This is a genomic window from Brevundimonas sp. GW821-FHT09G01 (assembly GCF_059416065.1).
Genome location: NZ_JBWKOL010000001.1, coordinates 911,210 through 937,216, shown reverse-complemented (window position 1 = coordinate 937,216; position 26,007 = coordinate 911,210). Strand labels below are relative to the sequence as shown.

Sequence of the window (26,007 nt, the reverse complement as noted above, 5' to 3'; positions counted from 1 at the left end):
CTTTGGGAAAGGTCGCCGCCACCACTCATGCAGCGGATTCGCCCAGCAGGCCGCTGCCCTGACCGACGAAGTTCGGAACGCCGCGCAGGACGCCCTGGAACCCGGTCAGGGGCTCGCCCAAGGTCAGCCCGTCTTCACCGATATTGTACTCGCGAATGGTCTTCTCGTGGCGGCCGGACCGTTTCTTGATGACCGAGACCGCGCGGCGGACATTGCCCAGGGCCTCGAAATAACGAAGCAGGATTACCGTGTCGGCGAGGTAGGTGACGTCGACCGGCGCCTTCATTTCCCCCACCAGCCCGTGTTGGGCGACGGTCAGGAAGGTCGAGGCGCCCTGGCGGTTGAGATACTGCAGCAGCTCGTGGATGTGCAGGACCAGGAACTGCTCCTGCGGCATGGCCGCCTGATAGCCGTTCAGGCTGTCGATCACGACGGTCTGAATCTTCTGGTCCGACACGCAACGCCGGACCCGGGCGGCGAACTCGCCCGGCGAGAGTTCGGCCGCGTCGATCTGCTCGATGATCAGCCGGCCCTCATCGCGCATGACTTCAAGTTCGATGCCTAGCTGCTTCATCCGGTCGAACAGAAGGCCCAGTTCCTCGTCGAAGATGAACAGGGCGGCGCGCTCGCCACGATGGACTGCGGCCATGGCGAAGTTGATCGCGAAGAGGGATTTTCCGGTGCCGGCGGGGCCGAGAATCAAGGCGCTGGACCCCCGTTCCACCCCGCCGCCCAGAAGCGCATCGAGTTCGGTGACGCCGCTGGACACCGGCGTGCGGTCGAAGGTGGTGCGATGCTCGGACGCGATGATGCGCGGGTAGACCTCGAGCCCGCCGGTCTTGATGGTGAAGTCGTGGTAGCCGCCCCGGAAGCGTCGGCCGCGATATTTGATGACCCGGACCCGGCGGCGCTCGGCGCCGTATTCGGGGGCCAGTTCCTGCAGCTGGATCACGCCGTGCGCCACGCTGTGCACTGTCTTGTCATTGATCTCGGTGGTCAGGTCATCGAGCAGCAGAACGGTGGCGCTGTTCTTGGCGAAGTAGTGCTTCAACGCCAGGACCTGGCGGCGGTAGCGAAGCGAGCTTTGCGCCAACAGCCGGATTTCCGAGAGACTGTCGATCACCACGCGCCGGGGCTTCCTGGCCTCCACGGCTTCGAAGATCATCCGGGTGGTCTCGCCCAGTTCCAGGTCGGACGAATAGAGCAGGCTCTGCTGCTGCTGCTCGTCGAGAAGGCTCTCGGGCGGCACGAGTTCGAAAATGTCCATGCCGTCCAGCGACCAGCCGTGCGAACGCGCGGTCGCGCGGAGCTCATCCTCCGTTTCGGACAGGGTGATGTAGAGGACGCCCTCTCCGAGGCGGGCGCCTTCCAGCAAGAAGCTCATGGCTGCGGTGGTCTTGCCGGTGCCCGGCGCGCCTTCGAGCAGGTAGACGCGATCGCGCTCCAGCCCTCCGGCCAGGATGTCGTCGAGGCCCTGAAGGCCGAATGCGGCTTGCGTAGACCCGTCGGCGCTATGGTCGACCATCACTCTCCTCATGAGTTAGCTGGGCCGTAACGCGCCGACGAGGACTTGGTTACATGCGGACGATTTTTGCGAACGTCTTGAAAGTATGGGAGCGATCCCCAAATCGAGTCTGCTTTTTCAACAATCGAAAGGAGGTGTCGAATGTCTCATTGTCTCACGCCGTATACGGCCCGGATGAACGCGACTTACGCCCTCTCGGGGGTTCGCGCCTGATCCAGCCGACAGGCTGAACAATGGAAGGGCCGCTCCGGAAGGGGCGGCCCTTTTTGCTGGCTGGCGGGCGGCCTCCGTCGGCCCTATGGAAAGTTTCATTGTCTGAATGTAAAAGATGCTTGACGTCGCTGCGGCCTCGGACGTAAAGGTTGCTTGTCACAAAGACATAGGAGCTTGTCATGACCGGACGCGCCGACCCCTCGGTCGAGACCGTCTTCGCCCTCTGATCCCGACCGGTCGCCGACCGGTTCTCGCCGGCGCCGCATTCCGCGGCCCCGGATGCAGCCTTCCTCAAAAGGATATCGACCATGACTCTCCAGGCCGTTCTGGGGCGCGCCGCCTCGCGCCTTGAATCCACCGCCGCCGGCATCGCCCTGAGCCTGGCCGCCTGCGCCGTGCTGTTCGCCGGCGACGCCCATGCGACCGAGGCGCAGGCCGCCGCTCCGCCGCCCATCGCCCGCGCCGCCGGCGACGGTCCGCCCCTCTGGGTCATTCGCGACGCGGATTCGACCATTTATCTGTACGGCACGGTCCACATGCTGAAGCCGGGCACGGCCTGGGGCTCGGACAAGGTTGACGCCGCCTTCGACAGCGCCTCGGACCTCTGGCTCGAGATTGCCGATCCGAACGACCAGAGCGAACTGGGGCCGTTGATCCGACAGTACGGTGTCCAGCCCGGCCAGCCGCTGTCCAGCTGGCTGACCCCCGAGGAGAAGACGGCGCTCGACGCCGCCGTGCGCGCCACCGGCATTGAGCCCGCGCAGATCGATCCATTCCGTCCGTGGTTCGCCGCCCTGATGATCGCCACCGGTCCGTTGACCGCGGCGGGCTTTGATCCGGCGCTCGGCGTCGAACTGAACCTGCGCGCCCGGGCCGTGGCGGCGGGCAAGCCGATCCAAGGCCTCGAGACGGTGGGCCAGCAGATGCGCGGCCTCGCGCTGATGAGCGACGACAATCAGAAGGTCTATCTGCGTCACTATCTGAAGACCTGGAACGCCGTCGCGGGCGATCTCGATCGCCTCGTCGCCGGCTGGATCGCGGGGGACGAGACCGCCCTGGCGGAGTTCGCGCTGGAGAACGGTCGTGCGATTTCGGAAGAGACGCACCAGACCTTCCTGGCCCGCCGCAATGCCGACTGGGCCGGTCAGATCGAGACCCTGCTCAAGGGTTCGGGCGTCAGCTTCATCGCCGTGGGAGCGGGACACCTGGCTGGCGACGACAGCGTGCAGGAGATGCTGGCCGCGCGCGGTGTGACCGTGACGCGCGAATAGGAGCGGACGTCAGGGCGGGGCCGTTCCGGTACGAGCGGCCCTTTCGCCTAGGCGCGTTTGCGCCGCGCCAGCGTGGCGCCGCCGTCCGTCGGCGGTGTCAGTTGCGTCTGTCCGGAGGCGGCGCGGGCCAGGCGCAGGAAGCCGTCCAGGTCGATGACCTCGGCGCGGTCCTCGGGGCTGATGCCGGCGGCTTCGCACAGGTCGGCGCCGCCCAGCGGCTTCAGGCTGGAGCGCAGCATCTTGCGGCGCTGGCCGAAGGCGGCGGCGGTGACCCGTTCCAGCGCCTTCAGCAGGGCGGCGTCGGGGCGATCAGCCCTGGGGACCAGATGCACCACGGCGCTGGCGACCTTGGGCGGCGGGGTGAAGGCGGCGGCGGGCAGGTGCATGACCAGCTTGGCTTCCGCCACGGCCTGCGAGATCACCGCCAGCCGGCCGTAGGCGTCCTCGCCGGGCTTCGCCACCACGCGCTCGGCGACCTCCTTCTGGAACATCAGGGTCAGGGACAGCGGCGTCCAGGGCCCGGTCAGCCATTTGATCAGCAGCGGCGTGCCCACGTTGTAGGGCAGGTTGGAGACCAGGTGGGCGGGGCCTTCGACCAGCTCGGCCTCCTTCACCTTCAGCGCATCGGCCTCGACGATCGTCAGGCGGCCGTCGCCGTCTTCCAGTTCGGTCAGCAGGGGGATGAAGCGCGGGTCCTTCTCGACCAGCACCACCTTGCCGGCGTCGCTCTCCAGCAGGGCGCGGGTCAGGCCGCCGGGCCCTGGCCCGACCTCGATCACCGCGCGGCCCTCGAACGGTCCGGCCAGCCGCACGATCTTGCGCGTCACATTCAGGTCGAGCAGGAAATGCTGGCCGAAGCTCTTCTTCGCCGCGAGGCCGTGCGCGTCGAGGTGTTCGCGAATGGAAAGGTCGGCGGTCACGGACGCTGCTTAGCCCGCCGCGCGCGCCGCCGCCATCATTCCGGCGAGGCGGATGGCGGCGATCAGGCTGTCGGCGCGGGCGACGCCCTTGCCGGCGATCTCGAAGCCGGTGCCGTGATCGGGAGAGGTGCGGACGACGGGCAGGCCCAGCGTCGCATTCACCCCGCCCCAGAAGTCCAGCGTCTTCACCGGGATCAGGGCCTGGTCGTGATACATGCAGATGGCTGCGTCATAGGCGGCGCGGGCCTCGTCATGGAACATGGTGTCGGCGGGCAGGGGGCCGGCCACGTCCATCCCCTCGGCCCGCAGGATCTGGATCGCCGGGGCGATGACCTCGATCTCCTGCAGCCCCAGGGCGCCGCCTTCGCCCGCGTGCGGGTTCAGGGCGGCGACGGCCAGGCGCGGGCGGGCGATGCCGAAGTCGCGCTTCATCGACTCGTGGACCACCCGCGCGGTGCGCAGGATGCGTTCGGCGGTGACCAGCTCGGGCGCCTCGGCCAGGGGCACGTGGATCGTCACCAGGCAGACGCGAAGGTCGGCCGCCGTCAGCATCATGACCGGGCCGCGCGTGCCGGCGTAGGGCGCGTCGGCGGTCAACTCGGCGATGAACTCGGTGTGGCCGGGGAACCGGAAGCCGGCGGCGTACAGCGGCGCCTTGGCGATGGGGGCGGTGACCACGCCCGAGGCTTCGCCGGACAGGGCCAGGTTGACCGCCTGCTCGATCCAGTCGGCGACGGGACCGGCGTTGGCGGGCTCGGGCCGGCCGGGGCTGACCGGAGCGGGCAGGGGCTGGTCCAGCACCGGGACGGCGCGAGCGAAGACGGCGGCGGCCTCGCTGATGTGTGGAATGGACTGGACCGGCTGCCCCTGCGCCCGCAGCAGGGCGGCGTCGCCGATGACGGCGAAGGCCGGCCCCGTCTCGCGCAGGGCGGCCCAGGCGCGCGCGATGATCTCGGGCCCCACGCCCGCCGGTTCTCCCATCGAGAGAGCCAGCGGCGCGGGCGCCGTGGTCACTGCTTGTACTCGATCAGGGCGTCGTTGCGCAGGTCGCGCATGTAGCGGCGGCCCAGGGTGGCGATGTTCTGGCGGAAGATCTGGTTCTCGACCGTGCGGGCGTCAGGCGCCTCGCTGCCGCCCACGCGACGGCCGCAGACGGCCAGCAGGTGAACGCCCAGCGGGGTGCGCACCGGCGAGCTGATCGTGCCGATCTCGGCCGAGCGGGCGACCTGCTGGAACTGCGGCGCCAGGTTCTGGACATCGGATTCGCCCAGATCGGAGCCCAGCAGACCCTGTTCCGAGCTCGCCCGGGCCTGGATGTTGTCGCAGGTCAGCTGGCCGCGGATGGCCTCCAGCCGTTGCGTCGCGGCGGCCACGTCGGCCTCCGACGCCGTTTCCGGCAGTTCGATCATGATCTGCTTCATGGCGACCAGGCTGGTCGAGGCGCCGTCGCGCTTGTCACGCATGTAGATGATGTAGACGCCGCCCTCGACCGGGATGGGACGCGACAGCTGTCCGGCGTCCAGCTGGTCGAGCGCCTGCTGCAGGGCGGGCTGGACGGTGCCTTCAACGACCCAGCCGGCGTCGCCGCCGCGGGTGGCCGACGGAGCGGCCGAAAACTGCTGGGCGACGTTCTGGAAGGGCGCGCCCTGGACCATCTGGGCCACCAGCTGGTTGGCGCCGTTGAGCGCGGCCTGCTGACCGCCGACGCGGCTGGCCTCGATGTAGATCTCGCCGATCAGATACTGCTTCTTGGCCGCGGCCTCGTTGACCTGACGCAGGGCCGCGTCGATGGCGGCGCGGCTGGCGCGGGCGCGGCTCTGGAAACGACCGCCGACCAGCCGGGACCAGCCGATCTGGGTGCGAAGCTGGTCACGGAAGGTCGAGGTGCGGATGCCGCCCTGGGCCAGATACTGGAGGTAGTTTTCGGGCGTGGTGCCGACTTCCCGCGCCATGTCCGCGATCTCGGAGTCCACGTCCGCGTCGGGGACCTTCAGGTCCTCGTACTTGGCCAGTTCCTGATTCTGCAGGCGTTCGTCGATCAGGACGCTCATGGCCTGCTGCTGGATCGCCGGAAGGTTTTCGGCGGTCGGCTGCACCTGGGTCATGGCGATCAGCAGCAGCATGCGCTGGCGCAGATCGAAGCCGGTGATGACGCTGTCGTTGACCGTGACCAGAATGCCGTCGGCGAGCTGGAACTGCGGCGCGGCGGCCGGAGCGGCCGGCGGAGCCTGCTCGGCCGCTGGATTCAGCGTGCCCGCGGCGGCGGGGGCCTGTCCCGGAGCGGTCTGGGCCACGGCCGAACCGGCCAGCAGGGCGGCCAAAGCCACGCCCGTCAAATAACGCTGCAAACGCATGTCAGTCCTGGTTCCTCAAGCGGCGCCGTCCGGTTCGACCGCGGGAATTGCACGCTTCGCGCAGCCCGAGTCGCGCGTCGGTCAGCGCCCGTCGCCCTGTCCATAACCTGTACCGCCGAAAGTGGCGAGGTTTAGGCGGATATAGATGCCCTCGGACGGTCCGCTCGGCCGTACGCTCGTGTTGTCGCGGCGCCACCCGATCTCGAAACGGAAGCAATCGTCGTCAAACAGCAGGCCGACTTCGGACCGGGTGATGATGTTGCGCTCCAGATCGGCGACGCCTGCGGCGGCCACCCCCCAGTTGCCGTAGACGAACTGCTGCCCCGCGACCTGAACGAATTCGTAGTTCCGGTTCTCGGGTCCCGCGAGGGGGTTGGAGCGATCGACGACGTAGCTCATCGTCCCCTGGTTGCGCAGGCCCCAGCGCCCGTCGACGGCCAGTTCGGCGCGGCGGATGTCGCCTGAGGAATCGACGGTGGCGTGGCCCCAGCCGCGAATGCGGTCCGACGGCGAGAAGCTGCCCTGCACGACCCAGTCCGAGGTATCGGCCGACAGACCGGTGGGGTCATAGAGGCGGGTCGGCGCGTCCGGCACCGGGACCAGGAATTCCGTCTGTTCGCCGTCCCGGAAGCTGCGGCCGACGAACAGGCTGGCCTGGCGGCTGTCGCCCCAGCGCACGGTGGCCTTGGCGCCGGTGGTCAGGCGCAGGCCGCCCTCCACCAGGTCGTAGCCGGGGAAGCGGTCGATCCGGAACAGCGAGCTTTCATCCAGCTCCACGGTCGCGCTGTCCTCGTTGGGAATGCGGACGTCGAGGTCGGGATCGGTCGACATCGACAGCTGGGCCATCGGCTCGATGATCAGGTCGGCGCCCGGCCCCAGGCGGCGGATCAGCGGATAGGAGACGTCCAGCCCCACGGTGGCGCGGGTCCGGCTGATGGTGTCGCCCTCGATGCCCAGCACCGGCGGCAGGTCGCTGACCGAATAGACATCGGCGCGCACGTCGACGAAGGGCTCCCAGCGCAGGCCGATCGGCGAGATCAGGACCCGGCGCCATTCGGCCTGGCCGGAGATCCGGCGGCTGTCGACGCCGGGATAGCCGAGGGTCGGGCCGGCCGGGATGACGCCGGGGCGCAGGACCGGGCTGCCGATATAGTCGTCGCGCGACAGGGACACGGCCGAACCGCGCAGGCGCAGGCGCCCGCCCAGCACCGGACCGTCAGGCTCCCACCGGGCTTCGATCAGCGGCGCCACATAGGGCAGGTCGCCGTCGCTCTCGAACACGTTCAGCGCCGGCGTGATGAGGCTGAATTCCTTCACCCGCAGGCTCTGGATCGAGAAGGCGGCGATGGACAGGTAGGACCGCTCGGTCTGATGCTCGGCGTAGATCTGCGAGATCAGGCGGCGTTCGTCGCCGTAGTAGAGACCGTTGTCCTGATAGGGCGAGCGGACGTCGTAGCGGTCGAACAGGGTCTTGTCCGAGGTGCGCTCGGCCGTGAAGCCCCACCGCCAAGGACCCGCCGGGTCGAAGGCGCCGTAGCCCAGGAAGTAGCTGCGGCTGGTCAGGTCGCCGAAGCGCACGTCGTTCTCGACGGTCCCGTCGCCGTCGAGGTCGAAATTGCCGAAATTGCGCTCGTAGGTGTAGCCGCCGCGCAGGACCAGCGTGCCGTCAGCGAAGCGGCGGCGCCATTGCAGGTTCACGAACGGTGCGACGTCGGTGTTGAACTGCGGGCTGATCAGCCAGTCTTCGGACGGCGATATGACCTGCAGATAGGGAACCTCGACGCTGACGCCCCGGCCTTCGTCATAGCTGGGGATCGGGACCAGGAAGCCCGAGGCGCGGTCGACCGTGGGGTCGGGGTGCGAGAAGACGGGCAGGTAGAAGACCGGCACTCCGCCGATCCGGAACACGGCGTTGCGGTACAGGATGGCGCGCAGGGCTTCGTCCTGGACGACCTTCTCGGCCTGGATCGAGATGCTGGGCTGTTTGGTGTTCCCCTCGGCGTCGCAGATCGGGCAGGGGGTGAAGATGGCGTAGTTGAGCTCGTTGACGTTCTGGCTGCGGCGCACCGCCGTGGCCGCCATCAGGCTGGCCCCGTTGCGGAAGCGGGTGGCGAAATCGACGGCGACGCCCGCGCGCAGGTCCGAATCCATCTGCAGCTGGCTGGCGTAGACGATGTTGCCGTCGGGGTCGGTGAACTCGACCCGGTCGCGCGCGCTGCCGACGCCGAGTTTCAGGTCGTAGCTGATCTCGCCGGCCCGCACGGTGGTGTTGCGGAACCGGGCCAGCACCCGCTCCGGGCTGCCGGTGGCGGTGATGACGTCGCCGGTCCGCGTGGTCGAATCGGATTCGATATAGATGGCGTCAGGGATCAGGCCGTCGGGGCCGGGCTGCTGGGTCGGCTGCGGAGCGGGGGCCTGCTGGGCGAAGGCCGCGCCGCCCGAGGCGGCCAGCGCCACCGCGCCCGCCCCGGCGAGGAGCCGGCGGCGCAGGACTGCGGTACGGGGCCAGCGGCGGTCACGCTGCATGCAAGCTCACTTCAAGAAAAGGCCGGGCAGGGGGGCGACGGATCGCTTAGCCGTCCTCGGTATAGAACAGCAAGGTGAACGCGGCGAGCGCCGTCAACAACGGCGGCAGCCAGGCGGCGAGCCACGGCGGGATGACCTCGGCCGAACCGAAGGCGGAGGCGGCCTGGTTGACGAAGAAGAAGCCGAATCCCAGCACGACGGCGGCGGCGCTCATGCGGGCCAGATCGCCCAGCCGCATCAGCCTCAGCGAGAAGGCGGCGGCGAGAATCGACATGGCCGCGAACATCAGCGGAGTCGCCAGAAGCTGCTGCAGGCGCAGGTCGTAGGCGGTGGCCGAGAAACCTGCGTTCTTGACCCGGGCGATCTGGGCCGGAAGGGACCAGAAGGGCGTCGACTGCGGGCGGGCGAAGCGCTCGAAGGCCTCTTCGTCGGCCAGGCTGGAGGGCAGGTCGAGGGTGGCGTAGCGCACGGCGCGCTGGCCGATCTGGGCCCCGACCGCGTCGATCAGGCGCCAGCGCCCGGCGCTGAGCGAGGCCGAAGCGGCGTCGATTCGCTCGGAGAAGCTGCGCAGGCCCTCCCCGTCGTTGGTGTAGATGAAGAAGGTCACGCCCAGCAGGCGGCCGCCCGCGCGGTCCTGCCGGTCGGCGCGGATGACCATCTGGCGGCTGTCGTCGCCTTCGCGGATCCAGACGGCTTCGGGCGCGCTCGATCCGGCGACGGACCCGGACAGGCGGCTGCGTTCGCGCTGGAACAGGCCGTCGGCGGCCGACGCCGCGGGTCCCAGCGCCGTCACCGTCAGGACGCCGAACAGGAAGGCCGCGCCGGCCGCGGGCAGGACGAAGCGCCAGGCGGAGACCCCGGCCGCCCGCATCGCGATCAGCTCGCTGCGCCGGTTCAGGCCGACGAAGGCCGCCAGGGTGCCGAACAGGAAGACGAAGGGGAGCAGCTGGATGATCACCTGCGGCGACTTCAGCAGCATCAGCCCGAGGATGCGCAGGCCCGACAGATCCACATCGGACCCGACGCCGCGCGAAATCTCGACGAAGTCGATAAGCATGATCAGGGCCGCGATGACCCCCAGCGCGATGGCCAGGGCGCGGGCCTGCTGGACCAGGATGTAGCGTTCGATGCGGCCGAGGCGCAGCCAGGGCGCGCGCAGGGAGGTGCGGCTGGTCATGCGAACCTCGCCTTCAGCCGGTCCAGCACCGGCCAGCGGCGCCGGCGGCGCGGCTTGAGCGCCCGGAACAGGACGCGAAGGGCGATGGCCGTGGCGAGGATGGGCAGAAGATACTGCAGAATGTTGAGCCAGCCGTTCCAGGCGCTGGCGGCGACGACGCCGTAGCCGATGATGCGGACGATCAGGAAGGCCGCGGCGGCCTTGGCGATGCGCAGGCCGTAGCCGGTGCGGCTGAACGAACCGCCCATCAGCGCGGCCAGGGCCATGGCCATGGCGGCCAGCGCATACAGGGGCGCGGACAGGCGCGAGTGGCCCTCGGCGGCCAGTTGGCCCGCGGATCCGACGCGTTCGAGATCGCGCGGAGACGGATTGAACAGCTGGGGCAGATAGAGGTCGGACGGCTTGTACCGGACGGTCTCGTTCACATCGATATATTGCGCGAGCGGCAGGTCCTGACGGCCGAACGACAGATACTCCAGCACCCCGCGGGACGAGAACCGCTGCCAGGATCCGTTCAGAAGGGTCAGGTAGGGCTGGCCGTCGATACGGCTGAAGCGGGCCTCGGCGGCGTCCCAGGTCGTCGTCTTGTCGCCGTCCTGGACATAGACGAACAGGTTCTTGAGCAGGCCGTTCTGCTCAATCTGCTGCACATAGACGGTCAGGCCCTTGGGCCCCTGGACGAAGCGGCCCTCCTCGACCAGCAGGGCGGCCAGGTCGGTGCGGACGGCGAAGGTCTCGTTGCGCGCCTGCCGTTGGGCCCAGGGCTGGGCCACCGTGGTGATGAACAGGGTCAGTACGGCGGCGATGACCGCCAGCCGCACGGCGGGCCGGATCGCCTGCCAGCGCGTCACGCCCGAGGCGAAGACCGCGGTCAGCTCCTGCTCGCGCTGCAGGCGGGTCAGGGCCGTCAGGGCGCCGACGAACAGGCCGATGGGAATGATGACGGCCAGCAGCTGTGGCAGCGCCAGCAGGGTCAGCTTGACCATCACCCAGACGCTCTGGCCGCGTTCGACGATGAACTCCAGTTGGTCGAGGCTCTGGCTAAGAATGCCGATTCCGGCCAGCGCGGCGCACGCAGCCAACACGGGGCGGCCGATCTGCCGGAAAAGGTAGCCTTGGATCAACGTCATAAGGGAACGGAAATCGCCCGTTGCAGCCGGCGGCGAGGGAGAGCATCTAATACACACCCGTTTGCACCGGTGAAACCGCGCGAACAATCCCACTCGCACAAGACCGGGGCGTACATCCCGGCGGGAGCAGTAAATGAAGATCGAATTCGTCGCCTCGGCCGACGCCGCCGAGGTTTTGGCCGTTCTCGTCCACGATGGGCGCGCCTTCGCGGGCAATGGCCAAGCTGTGGATAACGCCACCTCCGGCGCCCTGACGAAGGCCATGACGGCCAGCCGCTTCACCGGCGGATCGAACAGCACCCTGATCGTCGCCGCCCCCGCGGGCGTGAGCGCCGGGACCATCGTCCTGACGGGCGCGGGTGATCCCGCCAAGTTCGACGACCTGGCGCTGGAAGCCGCCGCCGGCGCCGCTTATCACGCGGTGAAGCTGTCGGGCGCGGCCTCGATCACCATCGACGTCAGCTACCTGTCGGCCGACCAGGCCGCCCGCGCGGCCTTCGCCGCCCGTCTGGCCGCCTACCGCTTCCTGAAATACCGCACCACGCTGAAGCCGGAGAAGACCCCGTCGATCGAGACGATCAAGGTCGTCGCCGCCGACGTGAAGGCCGCGCAGGCCGCCTATGAAACCTATTCGGCCGTGGCCGGGGCGGTCGAGTTCGCGCGCGACCTGGTCGCCGAACCGGCCAACGTCCTGTACCCGGAAGAGTACGCCAAGCGCGTCAAGGCGCTGGAGAAGCTGGGCCTGGAGGTCGAGGTTCTGGGCGAGAAGGAGCTTGAGAAGCTGGGCTTCCGCACCCTGCTGGCCGTCGGCCAGGGCAGCGTGCGCGACAGCCAGGTCGTCATCATGAAGTGGAACGGCGGCGCCAAGGGTGAACAGCCGATCGCCTTCGTGGGCAAGGGCGTCTGCTTCGACACCGGCGGCATCTCCCTCAAGCCGGCCGACGGCATGGAAGACATGAAGTGGGACATGGGCGGCTCGGCCGCCGTGGTCGGGCTCATGCACGCGCTGGCGGGCCGCAAGGCCAAGGTCAACGCCATCGGCGTCATCGGCCTGGTCGAGAACATGCCGGACGGCAACGCCCAGCGTCCGGGCGACGTGGTCGTGTCGCTGTCGGGCCAGACGGTCGAGGTGCTCAACACCGACGCCGAGGGCCGCCTCGTTCTGGCGGACTGCCTCTGGTACACCCAGGAGCGCTTCAAGCCGAAATTCATGCTGGATCTGGCCACCCTCACGGGCGCCATGATCGTGGCTCTGGGCCTGGAATACGCCGGCGTCTTCTCCAACTCGGACGAGCTGGCGAACAACTTCCTGGCCGCCGGTCCCAAGGTCGGCGAGAACGCCTGGCGGATGCCGATCCCGGCCTTCTACGAGCGTCACATCGACACCCCGATCGCCGATGTGAAGAACACCGGCAACGGTCGCGCCGGCGGCTCGATCACCGCAGCCCTGTTCCTGCAGCGCTTCACCAACGGTACGCCGTGGGCGCACATCGACATCGCGCCGACCGCCTGGGTCAAGGACAGCCGCAACCCGACCGTGCCGGACGGCGCCGTCGGCTGGGGCGTGCGCACCCTCGACCGGATGGTGAAGGACTCGTACGAGTCCTGAACCTCGCCGTGACCCTGCCCCGGCGACGGGGAGGGGGCGCTCGGCTCATATTCTCTTCAAACTCGACGACCCCGTCCGCTGTCACTGGATAAGCGGGCGGGGTTTCGTCATTCTGGCCGACATGACCACGGGTCCTGAAATCTGGTTCTACCACCTCGAGCGGTCGAGCCTGGGGCAGGTGCTGCCCGGGCTGCTGGAGAAGACGCGCGAGCGGGGCTGGAAGGCCGTCGTGCGCGCGTCCAGCCCGGGCCTGCTGGACGATATCGACGATCACCTGTGGACCTACCGGGACGACAGCTTTCTGGCCCACGGCAGGGCGTCGGAGCCGAACGCGGACCGGCAGCCGGTGATCCTGACCGAATCGCTTGAGAACCCGAACGCCGCTCAGGCGCTGTTCATCCTGGACGACGCAGAGCTTGGCGATACGAAGGGCCTGGAACGATGCTTCATCATCTTCGACGGACGCGACGAGGCGTCGCTGACCGGCGCGCGGGGGCGATGGAAGGCGTTGAAGGACGCCGGGGCCAACCTGGCCTATTGGAAACAGTCGCCCGAGGGACGCTGGGAAAAGGCGGCCTGATCGCTGTCGCCCTGCTGGCGGCCTGTTCGTCGACGCCGGCCGGCGACGTTCCGGCGGCGCGTGCGGTCGAGGCGGCGCAACTGAACCAGCCGGTCGGCAGCCGCAACCCGCAGAACCCCACGGCAGACCTGTGCCGTGCCGGCGATCTGCAGTACCTCGTGGGCAAGCCGAAGACGGACATTCCCGTCCCGGTCGACGTGGTGAACCGGCGCGTGACCTGCACCACCTGTCCGGTGACCGAGGACTTTTCGCCTTACCGCCTGAACATCTTCTTCAACGAGCGGACCCAGATCGTCGAACAGGTCCGTTGCGGCTGAACCGAATTTCCAAGGGAGAGACGCCGATGAGAATCCTGATGCTGAGCCTGGCCGCCGCCGGACTGCTGTCCGCCTGCGCGCCGACCAGCGGGAGCGATCCCGCGACCCCGCCGATGGACGGTCCGCGCGCCTGCAAGGCCGACCAGTACCAGCGGCTGGTGGGGACCAACCGGTCGCAGCTGCCGGCGGCTCCGGCGGGCGAGACCTGGCGGGTGGTCTGCTCCACCTGCGCGATGACCATGGATTACAACCAGAGCCGTCTGAACATCGTGTTCGATCAGGCCAGCGGCGTGATCCGCGAGGTCAAATGCGGCTGACCGCGGCGGCGGTCGCCGCCGTAACGGTGCTGGCCGGAGCGTGCGCTCCGGTCACGCCGCCCACCGGACCCGGTGCCCCGCAGCGCTGCGACGCCGCCAACGCCCGCTCGCTGATCGGCAAGCATGTCGGCGCGGTGGACTATGCGGCCGGGGCCAATGTGCGCATCGTCTGCACCACCTGCGCCGTGACCTTCGACCACCGGCCCGACCGGCTGAACATCCGCTTCGACGAGGCGACGGGGATCATCAAGAGCGTCGACTGCGGATAGGCGCTCCCCCGCCCGGCTTGGCGAAGCCGGTTCGACCCGTCAGGATGCGTGGAACGGGGAGACGACCATGAAACGCATTCTGCTGGCGGGCGCGACGCTGGGCGCGATGATGTTCGGCCCGGCGGCCGTGGCCGATGCGACCGCGGACAGGGCGGTGCGCGACGCCATCGAGCGGCCGCAGGTCTGCGGACCGGCGACCTCGGCCCTGTCCGGCACGCCGGTGGCCGACATGGTCATGGTCGACGGCTTCGGGACCGGCGGCTTCGCCATCGAGACGGTCAATCCCGAGGCCCAGGCCTGGTTCAACCACGGCGTTCGTCTGCGCTGGGCGTTCGAGCACAAGGAATCGGCGCGAGCCTTCAGGAAGGCGCGGCTGCTGGATCCCACCTGCGCCATGTGCGCCTGGGGCGAGGCCTGGGCCCTGGGGCCGAACCTGAACGGCGGCGGCAATGACGACGAGAGCCAGGCGGCGGCGCTGAAGGCCGCGCGCGACGCCCGCCGCATGGCCCGCCGCGCCACGCCGATGCAGCGCCAGATGATCGACGCCCTGGTGCAGCGCTATTCCGGCGCCAAGGCCACCCGCGAGCGCCGCTTCGCCCAGGCGATGGACCGCATCGCCCGCCGCAATCCGCAGGACGTCACCGTTGCGGCCATCACCGCCGACGCCTGGATGTTGAAGGCCGACCGCTGGTGGGACGAGGACGGCAAGGCCGCGGATCCGGCCATCACCCGCGCCCTCGGCATTCTGGAGCAGACGCTGGCCTTCGCGCCCGACGATCCCGGCGCCATCCACCTCTACATCCACCTGACCGAATGGTCAGACGATCCGCACAAGGCGATCCCGTATGGCGAACGGCTGGCCGCCCTGGCGCCGGGCGCCAGCCATCTGGTGCATATGCCGTCGCACACCTTCTACCGGGTGGGACGCTACCGCGACGCCATGATGTCCAACGTCAACGCCGTGGCGCTGGATCGGCGTTACGACGGGCTGGCGCGGCCGCCCGGCGGCGTGCCCGGCATGCCGCTGCACGGGCACAACATCCATTTCGGCATGGGCGGCGCCCTGATGGCGGGCGGGGGCGAGCAGGGGTTGCTGCTGGCCGACTGGTTCCTGGCCACCTATCCGGACATCGAGGCGACCAACGTCTGGCGCCAGATCGTGGCCAACAACGCCTACGCCATCTACGGCCGCTTCGGGACGCCGGAGCAGGTGACGGCGCTGAAAGAGCCCGGCGCCGACCGTCCGATGCTGCGCGTCAGCTGGCGCTACGCCCGGGGCGAGGCGGCGGCGCGGGCCGGCGACGCCGCGGCCGTCCGCGCCGAGGCCGAGGCGATCAAGGCGATCCGCGAGGCCGACAGCTTCAAGGCCGGGCCGATGGCCAAGCGGCGCAACGACTTCACCGAACTGTCCCAGCGGGTCCTGGAAGGCCGGGCCGCCATGCTCGAGGGCAACGCGGACGCCGCCGTGGCGGCCTTCACCCGCGCGGCCGAGATCCAGGCGCAGGGCGACGAGGGCGGCGATCCGCCCGCCATCTGGTATCCGACCCGCCGCAGCCTGGCCGCCGCCCTGCTGGCCGGCGGCGACGCCGCCGGGGCCAAAGCAAAGGTGCTGGAGCTGCTCGAGGACTGGCCGAACGACCCCTACAGCTACTTCGTGCTGTCGCGGGCCGAGGCGGCGCTGGGCGACACGGCGGCGGCGGCCGAAGCCCTCCGCCGCGCGCAGGTCGAATGGATCGGCGGCGCCATGGACCTGAAGCTGGCCTGAGGTCTAGCGGCTCTTGGCTTCCCGGATCGCCGCTTCCAGCGCGGCGGGCTGGATGCTGGCCACGGCGCGCCCGTTGATGATGAAGGTCGGCGTGCCCTGAAGGCCCAGGGCCGAGGCGGCCGTGTGGGTGTCGGTCAGGTGCCGGGTCATCTCGGGGCTGCCGATGGCGGCGTGGGCGGCTTCAAGGGTGACGCCGTTGGCGACCATGATGGCGTCCACCGACTCGGGCGTCAGGTCGCCTTCGGACATCAGGGCGCGGAACACCGGCAGGTATTTGCCCTGGTCATGGGCGGCCTGGGCGGCGCGCGCGGCGTAGTGGGACGGACCGGCGGGATCGCCGCGATCCAGGATCGGCCAGTCCTTGAACACGAAGCGCACGTCCGGATGGGCCTGCATCATGCGCAGGACCTCGGGCGCGGTCTGCTTGCAGCCAGGGCAGCGGAAGTCGAAGAATTCGATCACCGTCACCTTGGCGTCGACCGGGCCGAACGCGGGGTCGCGGGCGTCGACGGTCAGCAGGGACGGGCTGGCGGCGGCGCGGCGCGTGATGCTGTCGGCCAGTTGGGAATCGGACTTGATCTGCAGGGCGGTGCTCATCTCCTGCATCACTTCGGGATTGTTGAGCAGGTAGGCGCGGATGCGGGCGTCCGAGGTCCCACCGCCGAAATAAGGGAAGGCCGCCAGCGCCAGGGCCACCACCGAGACCGCGAGGGCCGCCTTTCCGGTGCTCAGGCCGCTCAGGAACGGGCGCGGCGCGGGGACATCGGCCTGGGGCTCGGGCGTATCGGTCATGCGGTCTTCCGTGAGAAAAGAATCAGCCGGCGGCGGGAACGACGACCGGGCGGTTGCGGCTGTTGCGGCGGTCGACGTCATCGACGTCGTCCTGGGTGGCGCCCGAGGCGAAGACGATGTCCATCGCCCGGGTCCATTCGTTGCTGCCCGGCGTCAGCATGTCTCGCGCGCGCAGGGCGAACTGGGTCGCCTGCGTCTTGGCGCCGAGGGCGAAATACATCTCGGCCGAGGCCAGGCGGGCCTCGCCCTCCTTGCCCTGGCTGGCGTAGGCCTGGGACAGCAGGCGCCAGCCCATGGAGTTGTCGCTCTCCAGCGCGGTGGCGCGCTTCAGCTGGTCGACGGCGAGCTCGATCTGGGCCGGGTCCCGGGTCTCGAGCATGGCGTGGGCCAGGTTGATGCGGAGCAGCGGGGCGTCGGGCTTCAGATCGACCGCGCGCTGGTGGGCGCCGATGGCTTCGGCCGGACGGCCTTCCTCGAACAGGATCTGGCCCTTCAGCTCCCAGAAATAGGGGTTCTGGGGCTGTTCGGTCAGCAGGACGTCGACCGCGGCCAGCGCCTTCTCGGTCTGACCGTCGCGATACCAGGCGATGACGCGGGCGTAGCGGCCCGGCAGGCTTTCGTCGGTTTCGGGATAGGCGCGCAGGGTCGTGTTGGGCGCATCCATGAAGGCGTGGATCTTGGCCAGGATCAGGGCGTGCTGGGCGACGCGCTCGGGGCTGTCCTGATGGTCGTAGTGGGGCTGTTCGGCGACCAGGCGGCGCAGGTTCTCGATCCGGTCCGACGACAACGGGTGGCTGCGGAAATAGGGATAGCGGCGGGCGTCGGAGAAGACTTCCTGCGAGCGGAAATTCTCGAAGAAGGTCAGCAGCCCCCGGCCCGATTCGCCGGCCCGTTCCAGCGCGCGGGCCCCGCTGTTGTCGGCCTCGCCTTCCTGGTGGGTCATGTAGCGCAGGGCGCTGAGGGTGCCGAAATACTGGCTGTTGCCCAGCAGGACCGCGCCCGCGTCCGGCGCGCCCGCGGCGATGGCCAGGGCGCCCAGGGCCATGGTCATCAGCATCGGCTGCATGCCCGCGTTCTGGGCGCCGTCCCGCAGGGTGTGGCGGTTCTTCACGTGCCCGGCTTCGTGGGCGATCACGCCCAGCAGCTCATTGGCGTTGCGGGTGCGCAGGATCAGGCCGGTGTTGACGCCGATGATCCGCCCGCGCGTGGCGAAGGCGTTCAGGTCGTTCTCGTTGATCAGCAGGATCTCGACCTCGTCCGGCTCCAGCCCCATGGCCGTGAACACGGGGGCGGACCAGTCGTGGATGATCGCCTCGATCTCGGTGTCGCGAATGGCGCTCTGGGCGGCGGCGGGGGAGGCCGCCGTCAGCACTAGGCCGACGGCGGTCGCTGCGCCGATCAGGCGGGCGGCGTTTCGGGACAGCCAGGACATGGCGAACTCCTCAAGACCCGGACGCCCCCGTCCGTTGTGATGCTCACAATCTAATCGCGGCCTTTCAGCGGCGCCACCATCCACGCTTCGGCTTTTCGGGCGGGGCCGCGATCTGGGCGGGATCTTCCGCGATCAGGGCGGCCACGTCGACTTCAGGCTTGGGCGGTTCGACGCGTTCGACGACCGGGGCCGGAACCGGCTCGGGCGCGGCGACCGGCTCGGGGGTGACGACCGGCGCGTCCGGCTCGATGTCGAGAACGGCGGGTTCGCCTTCCGGCTCGGCCTCGTTCGGCTCGACGGCCGAGACCGGCGCGACGTCCGAATGCTCGGTGGCCGAGGCGGAGACCTTGCGGCGCACGCGGCGGCGCTTGGGCTCTTCCGGGATGGCGACCGGCGCGGCCTCGGCCTCGATCTCGGCGTCCGGGATGATCACGGCCGACGGGGTGTCGGGCGAACCGTCGGCGGGCATGCCTTCGTTGGTGGCGCGGGTCTCGACCTTCACCTCGTGGGTCAGGCCGGCTTCCGAACCGCGATCCCGGCCGCGGCCGCGGCCGCGACGACGACGCGAACGTCCGCCGCGCTCGCCGCCGATTTCGCCCTCGGGACGTTCACCGACCACTTCGTCGACGTCGGCGGCCTCGGTTTCAGCGCCCGAATCCTCGGTGCGCGGCGCGCGCTCGGGGTTGATGGGGTCGAACCAGACATAGGGGTCGTCCAGCGACGGCGTGCGGCCGCGAACCCAGAAGAAGGAGTCACGCTCGGCGGCGGCGCCGCCTTCCTCGCGCATCCGGCGGCCGCCGCGGCGGCCGCGGCGGCGGCGGCGTCCGCCCTCGCCGTCGTCCTCGTCATCGGCCAGGGCGACCGGCGCGCCGTCTTCGGCGTCAGCGGCGGCGGGGGCGTCGGCCTCGTCACGGCGACCGCCGCGACGGCGGCGGCCACGGCCGCGGCCGCGCTCGCCGTCGTGACGCTCGGCGCGCTCGCGCGGCTCGTCGTCGTCGCTGTCCTCGCGGTCCAGGTCTTCGGCGTCGTCATCGTCCTCGATGATCTCGTCGTCGTCCTCGTCCTCATCGGCGTAGGCGCTGTCGTCGAAATCGTCGTCCAGGTCGATGAAGGGCTCGGCGCCTTCCGGCGGCGAGAAGTCCTCGTTGGTCTCGGTCCGCTCGATCGTGCTTTCGCCCTGGCCCAGGGTGTCGTCGATCAGGATCACGACGTTCAGGCCGCGCTGGATCAGCAGGCTCTGCAGATAGTCGCGCTTGTGGTTCAGGATGTAGAGGGCGACCGCGGTGCAGACGCGCAGGTTCACCGAACCCGCGCCGTTCTTGCCGGCCTCGATGTCGACGGCGCGCAGGGTGACCAGCGCGGCGCTCTCAGCCGAGCGGATGCGGCCGGCGCCCTGGCAGTGCGGGCAGACTTCGGTCGCGCCCTCGATCACGCCGAGGCGGCGACGCTGGCGGCTGATCTCCATCAGGCCGAAGCCCGAGATGCGGCCCATCTGGATGCGGGCGCGGTCCTTGGCCAGCGCGTCCTTCAGCACCTTCTCGACGGCGCGGTTGTTCTTCGACTCCTCCATATCGATGAAGTCGATGACGATCAGGCCGGCGAGGTCGCGCAGGCGTAGCTGGCGGGCGGCCTCGGCGGCGGCCTCCATGTTCGTCTTGAAGGCGGTGGCCTCGACGTTGCGCTCCTTGGTGGCGCGGCCGGAGTTGACGTCGATGGCGACCAGCGCCTCGGTCTGGTTGATCACCAGATAGCCGCCCGACTTCAGCGGCACGGTCGGCTGGTGGATCTGGGTCAGCATCTCCTCGATGCCGTTCGAGGCGAACAGCGGACGCGAGCCCTGGTACAGGTGCACCTTCTTGGCCTGCGAGGGCATCAGCACCCGCATGAAGTCGCGCGCTTCCTTGAAGCCCTGCACGCCCTCGACCTGGATGCCGTCGAAGTCCTTGTCGAACATGTCGCGCACGGCGCGGCGGACGAGGTTCTCTTCCTCGTAGATCAGGGCCGGGGCGTTGGAGGCCAGGGTGGTCTCGCGGATCGTCTCCCACAGGCGCAGCAGGTACTCATAGTCGCGCTTGATCTCGGCCTTGGTGCGCTTGGCGCCGGCGGTGCGGATGATCAGGCCCATGCCCTGCGGCACATGCAGGGCGGCCGCGGCGGCCTTCAGGCGCTTGCGGTCCGACGCCTGGGTGATCTTGCGGCTGATGCCGCCGCCCTTGCCGGTGTTGGGCATCAGCACGCAGTAGCGGCCGGCCAGCGACAGCCAGGTGGTCAGGGCCGCGCCCTTGCCGCCGCGCTCGTCCTTGACGACCTGCACCAGCAGGATCTGGCGGCGCTTGATGACGTCCTGGATCTTGTAGCGGCGCATCAGGCGGCGCTTCAGGCGCTCCTCGTCGGCCAGACCGCCTTCGTGGTCGCCGTCGTCGCTGTCGCGGCCCAGGTCGTCGTGGTCGTCATCGTCCGAGTGGGCCTCGGCCATGATGGCTTCACGGTCGGCGACCGGGATCTGGTAATAGTCGGGGTGGATCTCGTTGAAGGCCAGGAAGCCGTGGCGGTTGCCGCCGTATTCGACGAACGCCGCCTGCAGGCTGGGCTCTACGCGGGTGACCTTGGCGAGATAGATGTTGCCCCGAAGCTGACGCTTCGAGCGGGATTCAAAGTCGAATTCCTCGACCTGGCGGCCCTCGACGATCGCGACGCGCGTTTCTTCCGCGTGCGCCGCGTCGATCAACATGGTCTTTGACATCAGTAGTCTCTCTCTGGCGCGCTCGGGCCGGTCCGGTCAGCGCGTGGCTGAGGGACGCGGCGGCTCGCCGAATGGGTAGGGGGAGGGGGGCGCAGGCAGGCGCAGCCTCGTCGCCACGGCGGACGCCGCGGGCGGAGTCGGTCGATGCTGACCGGAGGTTGAGGCTGGCGTATGCGCCCATGGGTCGGTTCGGTCCTGGACCCTTCCGCGCCTGTCTATAAGGCGGCGATGCGGATCCGGTTCGTCGGGTCGTCGGCGCCTTGTGGCCGGGCGACCCTCGGATTCAGTGAAAGCAGCGCTGTGAGGAGGGCGCATCCCGGTTCCGTCAAACGGGGGGACGCGATCATTTCGCCAGCGCACAGAGCATAGTCACTGGAAATGTGAATTAAAAGCGGACTTCGCCTTAACCCGTTGGCGACGACGTTCGTGCATGGTCACGGCAACCATAATGGTGGGTTGTTCGTCGCAATGGGCGCTTTCGCGCGTATCAGGCTGTCGCAGTGGGGCCTCCGCGAGTGGGCGATGACGGCGCTCGCCTTCGTCGTCTTCTGCGCCGCCGTGCTGATCGCCGGGCGCGGCCTGGCGTCGGGCGCCGTGGGTGAAGTGATGCGCGTCCGCTTCGGCGGCGACGCCGAACGCACCCGCGTGGTCGTGGATCTGGACCGCACCTCGCGCGGCGAAGTGATCCGGCCGGGCGGCGACGGGCGGGTGATCGTGGCCCTGTCGGGCGTGGCGCCGCAACGCGGCCTGTCCGGGACCGGCGTGGGCCTGGTGCGCGGCTATCGCGTGGCGGGCTCCGGCGCCTCCTCGCGCGTCGAGCTGGACCTGGCCGTCAGCGCCGAGATCGAACGCCGCTTCCTGCTGCCGCCCGGCGACGGGGTGCAGCACTATCGCTATGTCATCGACCTGAAGGCCACCGGCCGCGCCCCGACCGCGCCGCGCCGTGCAGCTCCCGCCGCGCCGCGTCCGGCAGAACGCCCCCTGATCTTCATCGACGCCGGCCACGGCGGCCGCGACCCCGGCGCGCGCGGCGCGCATGCCGAGGAAGCCGACGTGACCCTGGCCGCCGCCCTGGCCCTGAAGCAGGAGCTGGAGCGCTCGGGCCGCTATCGGGTGCGCTTGACCCGGGACACCGATGTCTATGTGGGACTGAACCGCCGGGTGGCCATCGCCCGTCAGGCGGGGGCGGACCTGTTCATCTCCCTGCACGCCGACGCCCTGGCCGATCCGGCCACGCGCGGCGCCAGCGTCTACACCCTGTCGGAACAGGGCGCGGGCCGGGCCGTGCGCGAGATCACCCGCGACGAGAACTGGCACCGCAGCCTGAACCTGCCGGGCCGCGACGCCTCGGTGGACCGCATCCTGCTGGACATGACCCAGCGCGCCACCCAGAACCGCTCGGCCGTGCTGGCCCGCACCCTGCTGACCGAGATCGAGAGTTCGGACCGTCCGCTGCTGCGCCGCAGCCACCGCGACGCCGGCCTGGCCGTGCTGCTGGCCCCCGACGTGCCCGCCGTCCTGCTCGAGATGGGCTACATCACCAATCCCGAGGATGAGCGGCTGCTGACCGACGTCCGGGCGCGCCGCCGCCTGATGCGCGCCGTGGCGTCGGGCATCGACGCCTATTTCGCCGCCCCGACCGGCGCGCTGCAGGTCGCCTCGACCAGCGAGGCCGGGCGACCCTGACGGCCAGGCTCGCGCCCGGGCGCTGAACCGACTATCTGGAATTCATGCGCCTGCGTGTCGTGGATCTGGAAACCTCCGGCGGAGACCGGACCGCCGAAATCATAGAGGTCGGCATCGTCGACGTCGTGCCGGACGGGGCGGGCTGGAAGGCCCTGCCGCCGGTGACGAAGCTGTTCCGGCCGCGGGGCGAGATCTCGGTGCACGCCATGGCGGTGCACCACATCACCCCCGACGATTTCCACGAGGCCGACCCGCACTGCGACGAGTACGCCCTGCGCGCGATGTTCGCCGAGCCGGCGGACGTCATGGTCGCCCATGCGGCCAATTTCGAACGCGGCTTCATCGCCGACACGGCCCACGGCGGCCTGCCGTGGATCTGCACCGTGCGCTCGGCCAAGGCGGTCTGGCCTCAAGCGCCGGGCCATTCCAACCAGGTGCTGCGCTACTGGCGGCAGCTGAAGCTGGACCCGGCGCTGGCCAATCCGGCCCACCGGGCGGGGCCGGACGCCTGGGTCACGGCGCATCTGCTGATCGATCTGCTGAAGGAGGCGACGGTCGAACAGATGATCCAGTGGACGCGCGAACCCCGCCGTCTGGACAAGATCCCGTTCGGCAAACATCGCGGGAGCCGCTGGACCGAGGCCCCCGCCGACTATCTGCGCTGGATGGCCGGGCAGTCGGACATGGACGCCGATGTCGTGGCCGCCGCGCGACAGGAACTGGAACGTCGTGCAACGGCGGCGACGGGTGCTCTGGCGAACGCGACCGACGCGGGCTAAAGCGGTTTCATGCCGCAAGCGCGCTTTCCGAACATCACGGGCGTCAAGATCGCCGAACGCTGGTTCGTCCTGGCGGGCGTGGCCCTGCTGGGCGCGATCACGCTCGCGGGCCTGATCGTCACCGTCTACGCCGCCTGGCTGTTCCACGACCTGCCCGACGCGTCCGAACTGGCGGACTACCGCCCGGCCACGGCGACCCGGGTCTACGCCGGCGACGGCACCCTGATCGGCGAGTTCTCGGACGAGCGCCGCATCTATGTGCCTTATGAGCAGATCCCGCTGCCGGTGATCCAGGCCTTCCTGTCCGCCGAGGACAGCCGCTTCTTCGAACACGGCGGCATCGATGTGTCGGGTCTGGGCCGGGCGATGTTCAAGAACGTCTTCAACGCTGCCACCGGGCGGCGTCTGGAGGGCGGCTCGACCATCACCCAGCAGGTCGCCAAGAACGTCCTGTTGACCAACGAGAGCAGCATCAACCGCAAGGTCAAGGAAGCCATCCTGGCCAACCGGCTGGAAGCGACCCTGTCCAAGCAGCAGATCCTCGAGTTGTATCTGAACGAGATCTTCCTCGGCTATCGCTCCTATGGCGTGGCCGCGGCCGCCTACAACTACTTCGGCAAGTCGCTGGATCAGCTGACGCCGGACGAGGCGGCCTTCCTGGCTTCCCTGCCCAAGGGGCCGAACAACTACCATCCCAAGCGCCACCCGGGCGCGGCCAAGGGCCGCCGGGACTGGGTGCTGGGCGAGATGGGCGAAAACGGCTTCCTGACGCCGGAACAGGTGGCGACCGCCCGCGCCCGCCCGCTGGTCGCCCAGGACGCGCCGCGCCGGGCCCAGTACGCCGACGCCGACTTCTTCGTCGAGGAGGCGCGCCGCCAGGCTATCCGCCGCTTCGGCGCCGAGGAGGTCAACCGCGGCGGCTACTACCTGCGCACCACCCTGGATCCCAAGCTGCAGTCGGCGGCGCGCGACGCCCTGATGAAGGGGCTCGAGAACTACGACCGTCGCCACGGCTGGCGCGGCGCCTGGGGCACGACCGATTTCGCCGAGGGCTGGCAGCGCACGGCCCTGGCCGGCACCCGCCCGCCCGAGCGCCGCAGCTGGGAAGCCGCCGGGGTCGAGAACGTGGCCGGCAACAGCGTGCGCATCCGCAGCGCCAAGGACGACCGCGTCGGCTATCTGCTGACCGGCGACGCCGCCTGGGCCAACGCCAACCGCCCCCTGAAGCGCGGCGACCTGATCTTCGTCGAGCGCGAAGGCGGGCAGTACGCGCTCAAGCAGGTACCGCGCGTGAACGGCGCCCTGGTGGCCATCGAGCCGCAGTCGGGCCGGGTGCTGGCCATGGTCGGCGGCTATTCCTACGCCCTGTCCAGCTTCAACCGGGCGACCCAGGCCCGGCGTCAGCCGGGTTCGGCCTTCAAGCCCTTCGTCTATGCGACGGCGCTGGAGGGGGACTACACCCCGGTCTCGATCGTGCTGGACGCGCCGATCAGCTTCGCCGGCGGCCCCAACGGCACCCGCTGGAGCCCCGAGAACTACAGCCGCGAGTACTACGGCCCGCAGACCCTGCGCCGCGGCCTGGAGCTGTCGCGCAACGTCATGACCGTGCGCCTGGCGCAGGACATCGGCATGAAGAACGTCGTCTCGCTGGCCGAGAAGATGGGCGTGGCCGACGACCTGCAGCCGAACCTGTCGGTGTCGCTGGGGGCGGGGGAGACCACGCCCTACAACCTCACCGCCGCCTACGCCGCCTTCGTCAACGGCGGGCGCCGGGTCAATCCCTACCTGATCGAGCTGGTCCAGAACCGGGACGGCGAGACCATCTTCCGCGCCGACGACCGCCGCTGCCGCGAATGCGGACGGGCGTTCAGCGGGCAGGAATCGCCGCGGCTGGAAGCGCGGGGCGAGCAGGTCATCGACCCGATCACCGCCTATCAGGTGAGCTCCATGCTCGAAGGCGTGGTCCAGCGCGGCACCGGCGCCGCCGCGCGCGGCCTGGGCCGCTGGGTCGGCGGCAAGACCGGCACGACCAACGAGTACCGCTCGGCGTGGTTCGTCGGCTTCTCGTCGGACATCGTGGTCGGCGTCTTCATCGGCTTCGACGACAACCGGCCGCTGGGCTCGGGCGAGACCGGCGCGACCGGCCCGGTGCCGGTGTTCACCGACTTCATGCAGGTGGCCCTGCGCGAGCGCCCGGCGCGGCCTTTCGTGCGGCCCAAGAACGCCATCTTCCGCACCGTGAACGGCATCGAGGAAGCCTTCCGCCCCGGCACCGAGCGCCGCCGCGAGGAGGAACAGGCCCCCGCTCCGGAGATCCCGCTCGGCCCGCAGAACTACAACGAGGTGCTGCGCCGCGAGCAGGAGGAGGCCGCCGGCCTGCCACCGCCCACCACGCCCCAGGCCACCACTCCGCCGCCGCCCAAGAAGGAACCGGCGCAGGATCTGGATGGGCTGTACTGAGCGGCGGCGCCGGAACGACGAGTGGTTAGTGGATAGTGATTAGTGGGTGGCTGGGGCCGCCGTCAGTTCTTCCCTGGTGAGCGCTGCTATCGCCGCGAGCGATCCACTAATCACTATCCACTAACCACTTCCACAGGCCGCC

20 protein-coding genes are annotated in these 26,007 nt (G+C 69.6%); 10 read left to right on the top strand and 10 right to left on the bottom strand.

Going from position 1 to position 26,007, the window contains the following annotated elements:
• Positions 1–25 precede the first annotated feature (25 nt).
• Positions 26–1,525, bottom strand: a complete 1,500-nt coding sequence (locus AC07NB_RS04650; RefSeq protein WP_492312906.1) for an ATPase domain-containing protein — start codon at positions 1,523–1,525, stop codon at positions 26–28.
• Between the two features lie 521 nt (positions 1,526–2,046).
• Here AC07NB_RS04650 and AC07NB_RS04645 point away from each other — a divergent pair.
• Entirely contained in the window at positions 2,047–3,009 is a 963-nt protein-coding gene (locus AC07NB_RS04645; protein ID WP_494572515.1) for a TraB/GumN family protein, read from the top strand.
• A 47-nt stretch (positions 3,010–3,056) separates the two neighbouring features.
• Here the strand turns inward: AC07NB_RS04645 and rsmA are convergent, their stop codons facing one another.
• The 6 genes from rsmA to AC07NB_RS04615 form a co-directional block, all read right to left on the bottom strand.
• Complete coding sequence (gene rsmA, locus AC07NB_RS04640) at positions 3,057–3,929, bottom strand: 16S rRNA (adenine(1518)-N(6)/adenine(1519)-N(6))-dimethyltransferase RsmA (RefSeq protein WP_494572514.1); 873 nt, start codon at positions 3,927–3,929, stop codon at positions 3,057–3,059.
• 9 nt (positions 3,930–3,938) lie between these two features.
• Positions 3,939–4,943, bottom strand: a complete 1,005-nt coding sequence (gene pdxA / locus AC07NB_RS04635; RefSeq protein ID WP_494572513.1) for a 4-hydroxythreonine-4-phosphate dehydrogenase PdxA — start codon at positions 4,941–4,943, stop codon at positions 3,939–3,941.
• Positions 4,940–6,283, bottom strand: a complete 1,344-nt coding sequence (locus tag AC07NB_RS04630) for a peptidylprolyl isomerase (protein ID WP_291837329.1) — start codon at positions 6,281–6,283, stop codon at positions 4,940–4,942. Before AC07NB_RS04630 ends, pdxA begins: the two co-directional genes overlap by 4 nt.
• 81 nt (positions 6,284–6,364) lie before the next feature.
• Positions 6,365–8,809, bottom strand: a complete 2,445-nt coding sequence (locus AC07NB_RS04625; RefSeq protein ID WP_492312910.1) for an LPS assembly protein LptD — start codon at positions 8,807–8,809, stop codon at positions 6,365–6,367.
• Between the two features lie 46 nt (positions 8,810–8,855).
• Positions 8,856–9,986 carry an LPS export ABC transporter permease LptG gene (lptG, locus tag AC07NB_RS04620; protein ID WP_291836871.1) on the bottom strand — a complete coding sequence of 377 codons (1,131 nt, stop codon included), beginning with the start codon at positions 9,984–9,986 and terminating at the stop codon, positions 8,856–8,858.
• Entirely contained in the window at positions 9,983–11,071 is a 1,089-nt protein-coding gene (locus AC07NB_RS04615; protein WP_291836873.1) for an LptF/LptG family permease, read from the bottom strand. The genes lptG and AC07NB_RS04615 overlap by 4 nt, the downstream gene beginning before the upstream one ends.
• A 178-nt stretch (positions 11,072–11,249) precedes the next feature.
• Between AC07NB_RS04615 and AC07NB_RS04610 the strand changes: the two genes are divergently transcribed.
• The 6 genes from AC07NB_RS04610 (at position 11,250) to AC07NB_RS04585 (ending at position 15,973) form a co-directional block, all read left to right on the top strand.
• Positions 11,250–12,725 carry a leucyl aminopeptidase gene (locus AC07NB_RS04610; protein WP_291836875.1) on the top strand — a complete coding sequence of 492 codons (1,476 nt, stop codon included), beginning with the start codon at positions 11,250–11,252 and terminating at the stop codon, positions 12,723–12,725.
• A gap of 121 nt (positions 12,726–12,846) precedes the next feature.
• Entirely contained in the window at positions 12,847–13,305 is a 459-nt protein-coding gene (locus tag AC07NB_RS04605) for a DNA polymerase III subunit chi (protein WP_494572512.1), read from the top strand.
• Positions 13,263–13,622, top strand: a complete 360-nt coding sequence (locus AC07NB_RS04600; RefSeq protein WP_291836878.1) for a hypothetical protein — start codon at positions 13,263–13,265, stop codon at positions 13,620–13,622. Before AC07NB_RS04605 ends, AC07NB_RS04600 begins: the two co-directional genes overlap by 43 nt.
• Positions 13,623–13,648: 26 nt before the next feature.
• The gene (locus tag AC07NB_RS04595) at positions 13,649–13,939 is read left to right on the top strand and encodes an I78 family peptidase inhibitor (RefSeq protein ID WP_494572511.1); all 291 of its coding nucleotides are present in this window, start codon (positions 13,649–13,651) and stop codon (positions 13,937–13,939) included.
• Positions 13,930–14,208 (top strand): peptidase inhibitor I78, encoded by a 279-nt coding sequence (locus AC07NB_RS04590; RefSeq protein WP_291836882.1) that lies wholly within the window; start codon positions 13,930–13,932, stop codon positions 14,206–14,208. Before AC07NB_RS04595 ends, AC07NB_RS04590 begins: the two co-directional genes overlap by 10 nt.
• 67 nt (positions 14,209–14,275) lie before the next feature.
• Complete coding sequence (locus AC07NB_RS04585) at positions 14,276–15,973, top strand: hypothetical protein (RefSeq protein WP_494572510.1); 1,698 nt, start codon at positions 14,276–14,278, stop codon at positions 15,971–15,973.
• 3 nt (positions 15,974–15,976) lie between these two features.
• Here AC07NB_RS04585 and AC07NB_RS04580 read toward each other — a convergent pair whose 3' ends face one another.
• The 3 genes from AC07NB_RS04580 to AC07NB_RS04570 all read right to left on the bottom strand — a co-directional run bounded on the left by AC07NB_RS04580 (position 15,977) and on the right by AC07NB_RS04570 (position 20,940).
• A complete protein-coding gene (locus tag AC07NB_RS04580; protein ID WP_494572509.1) occupies positions 15,977–16,765 on the bottom strand; it encodes a DsbA family protein in 789 nt (262 codons plus the stop codon).
• Between the two features lie 22 nt (positions 16,766–16,787).
• Positions 16,788–18,197 (bottom strand): M48 family metalloprotease, encoded by a 1,410-nt coding sequence (locus AC07NB_RS04575; RefSeq protein ID WP_494572508.1) that lies wholly within the window; start codon positions 18,195–18,197, stop codon positions 16,788–16,790.
• Positions 18,198–18,261: 64 nt separating this feature from the next.
• Complete coding sequence (locus AC07NB_RS04570; protein ID WP_494572559.1) at positions 18,262–20,940, bottom strand: Rne/Rng family ribonuclease; 2,679 nt, start codon at positions 20,938–20,940, stop codon at positions 18,262–18,264.
• A 522-nt stretch (positions 20,941–21,462) separates the two neighbouring features.
• Here AC07NB_RS04570 and AC07NB_RS04565 point away from each other — a divergent pair.
• The 3 genes from AC07NB_RS04565 to AC07NB_RS04555 are packed head-to-tail and all read left to right on the top strand — an operon-like array spanning position 21,463 to position 25,865.
• Entirely contained in the window at positions 21,463–22,626 is a 1,164-nt protein-coding gene (locus AC07NB_RS04565; RefSeq protein ID WP_494572176.1) for an N-acetylmuramoyl-L-alanine amidase family protein, read from the top strand.
• Between the two features lie 44 nt (positions 22,627–22,670).
• Positions 22,671–23,405 carry an exonuclease domain-containing protein gene (locus AC07NB_RS04560; protein WP_494572175.1) on the top strand — a complete coding sequence of 245 codons (735 nt, stop codon included), beginning with the start codon at positions 22,671–22,673 and terminating at the stop codon, positions 23,403–23,405.
• A 9-nt stretch (positions 23,406–23,414) separates the two neighbouring features.
• Entirely contained in the window at positions 23,415–25,865 is a 2,451-nt protein-coding gene (locus AC07NB_RS04555; protein ID WP_494572174.1) for a penicillin-binding protein 1A, read from the top strand.
• Positions 25,866–26,007: the final 142 nt, after the last annotated feature.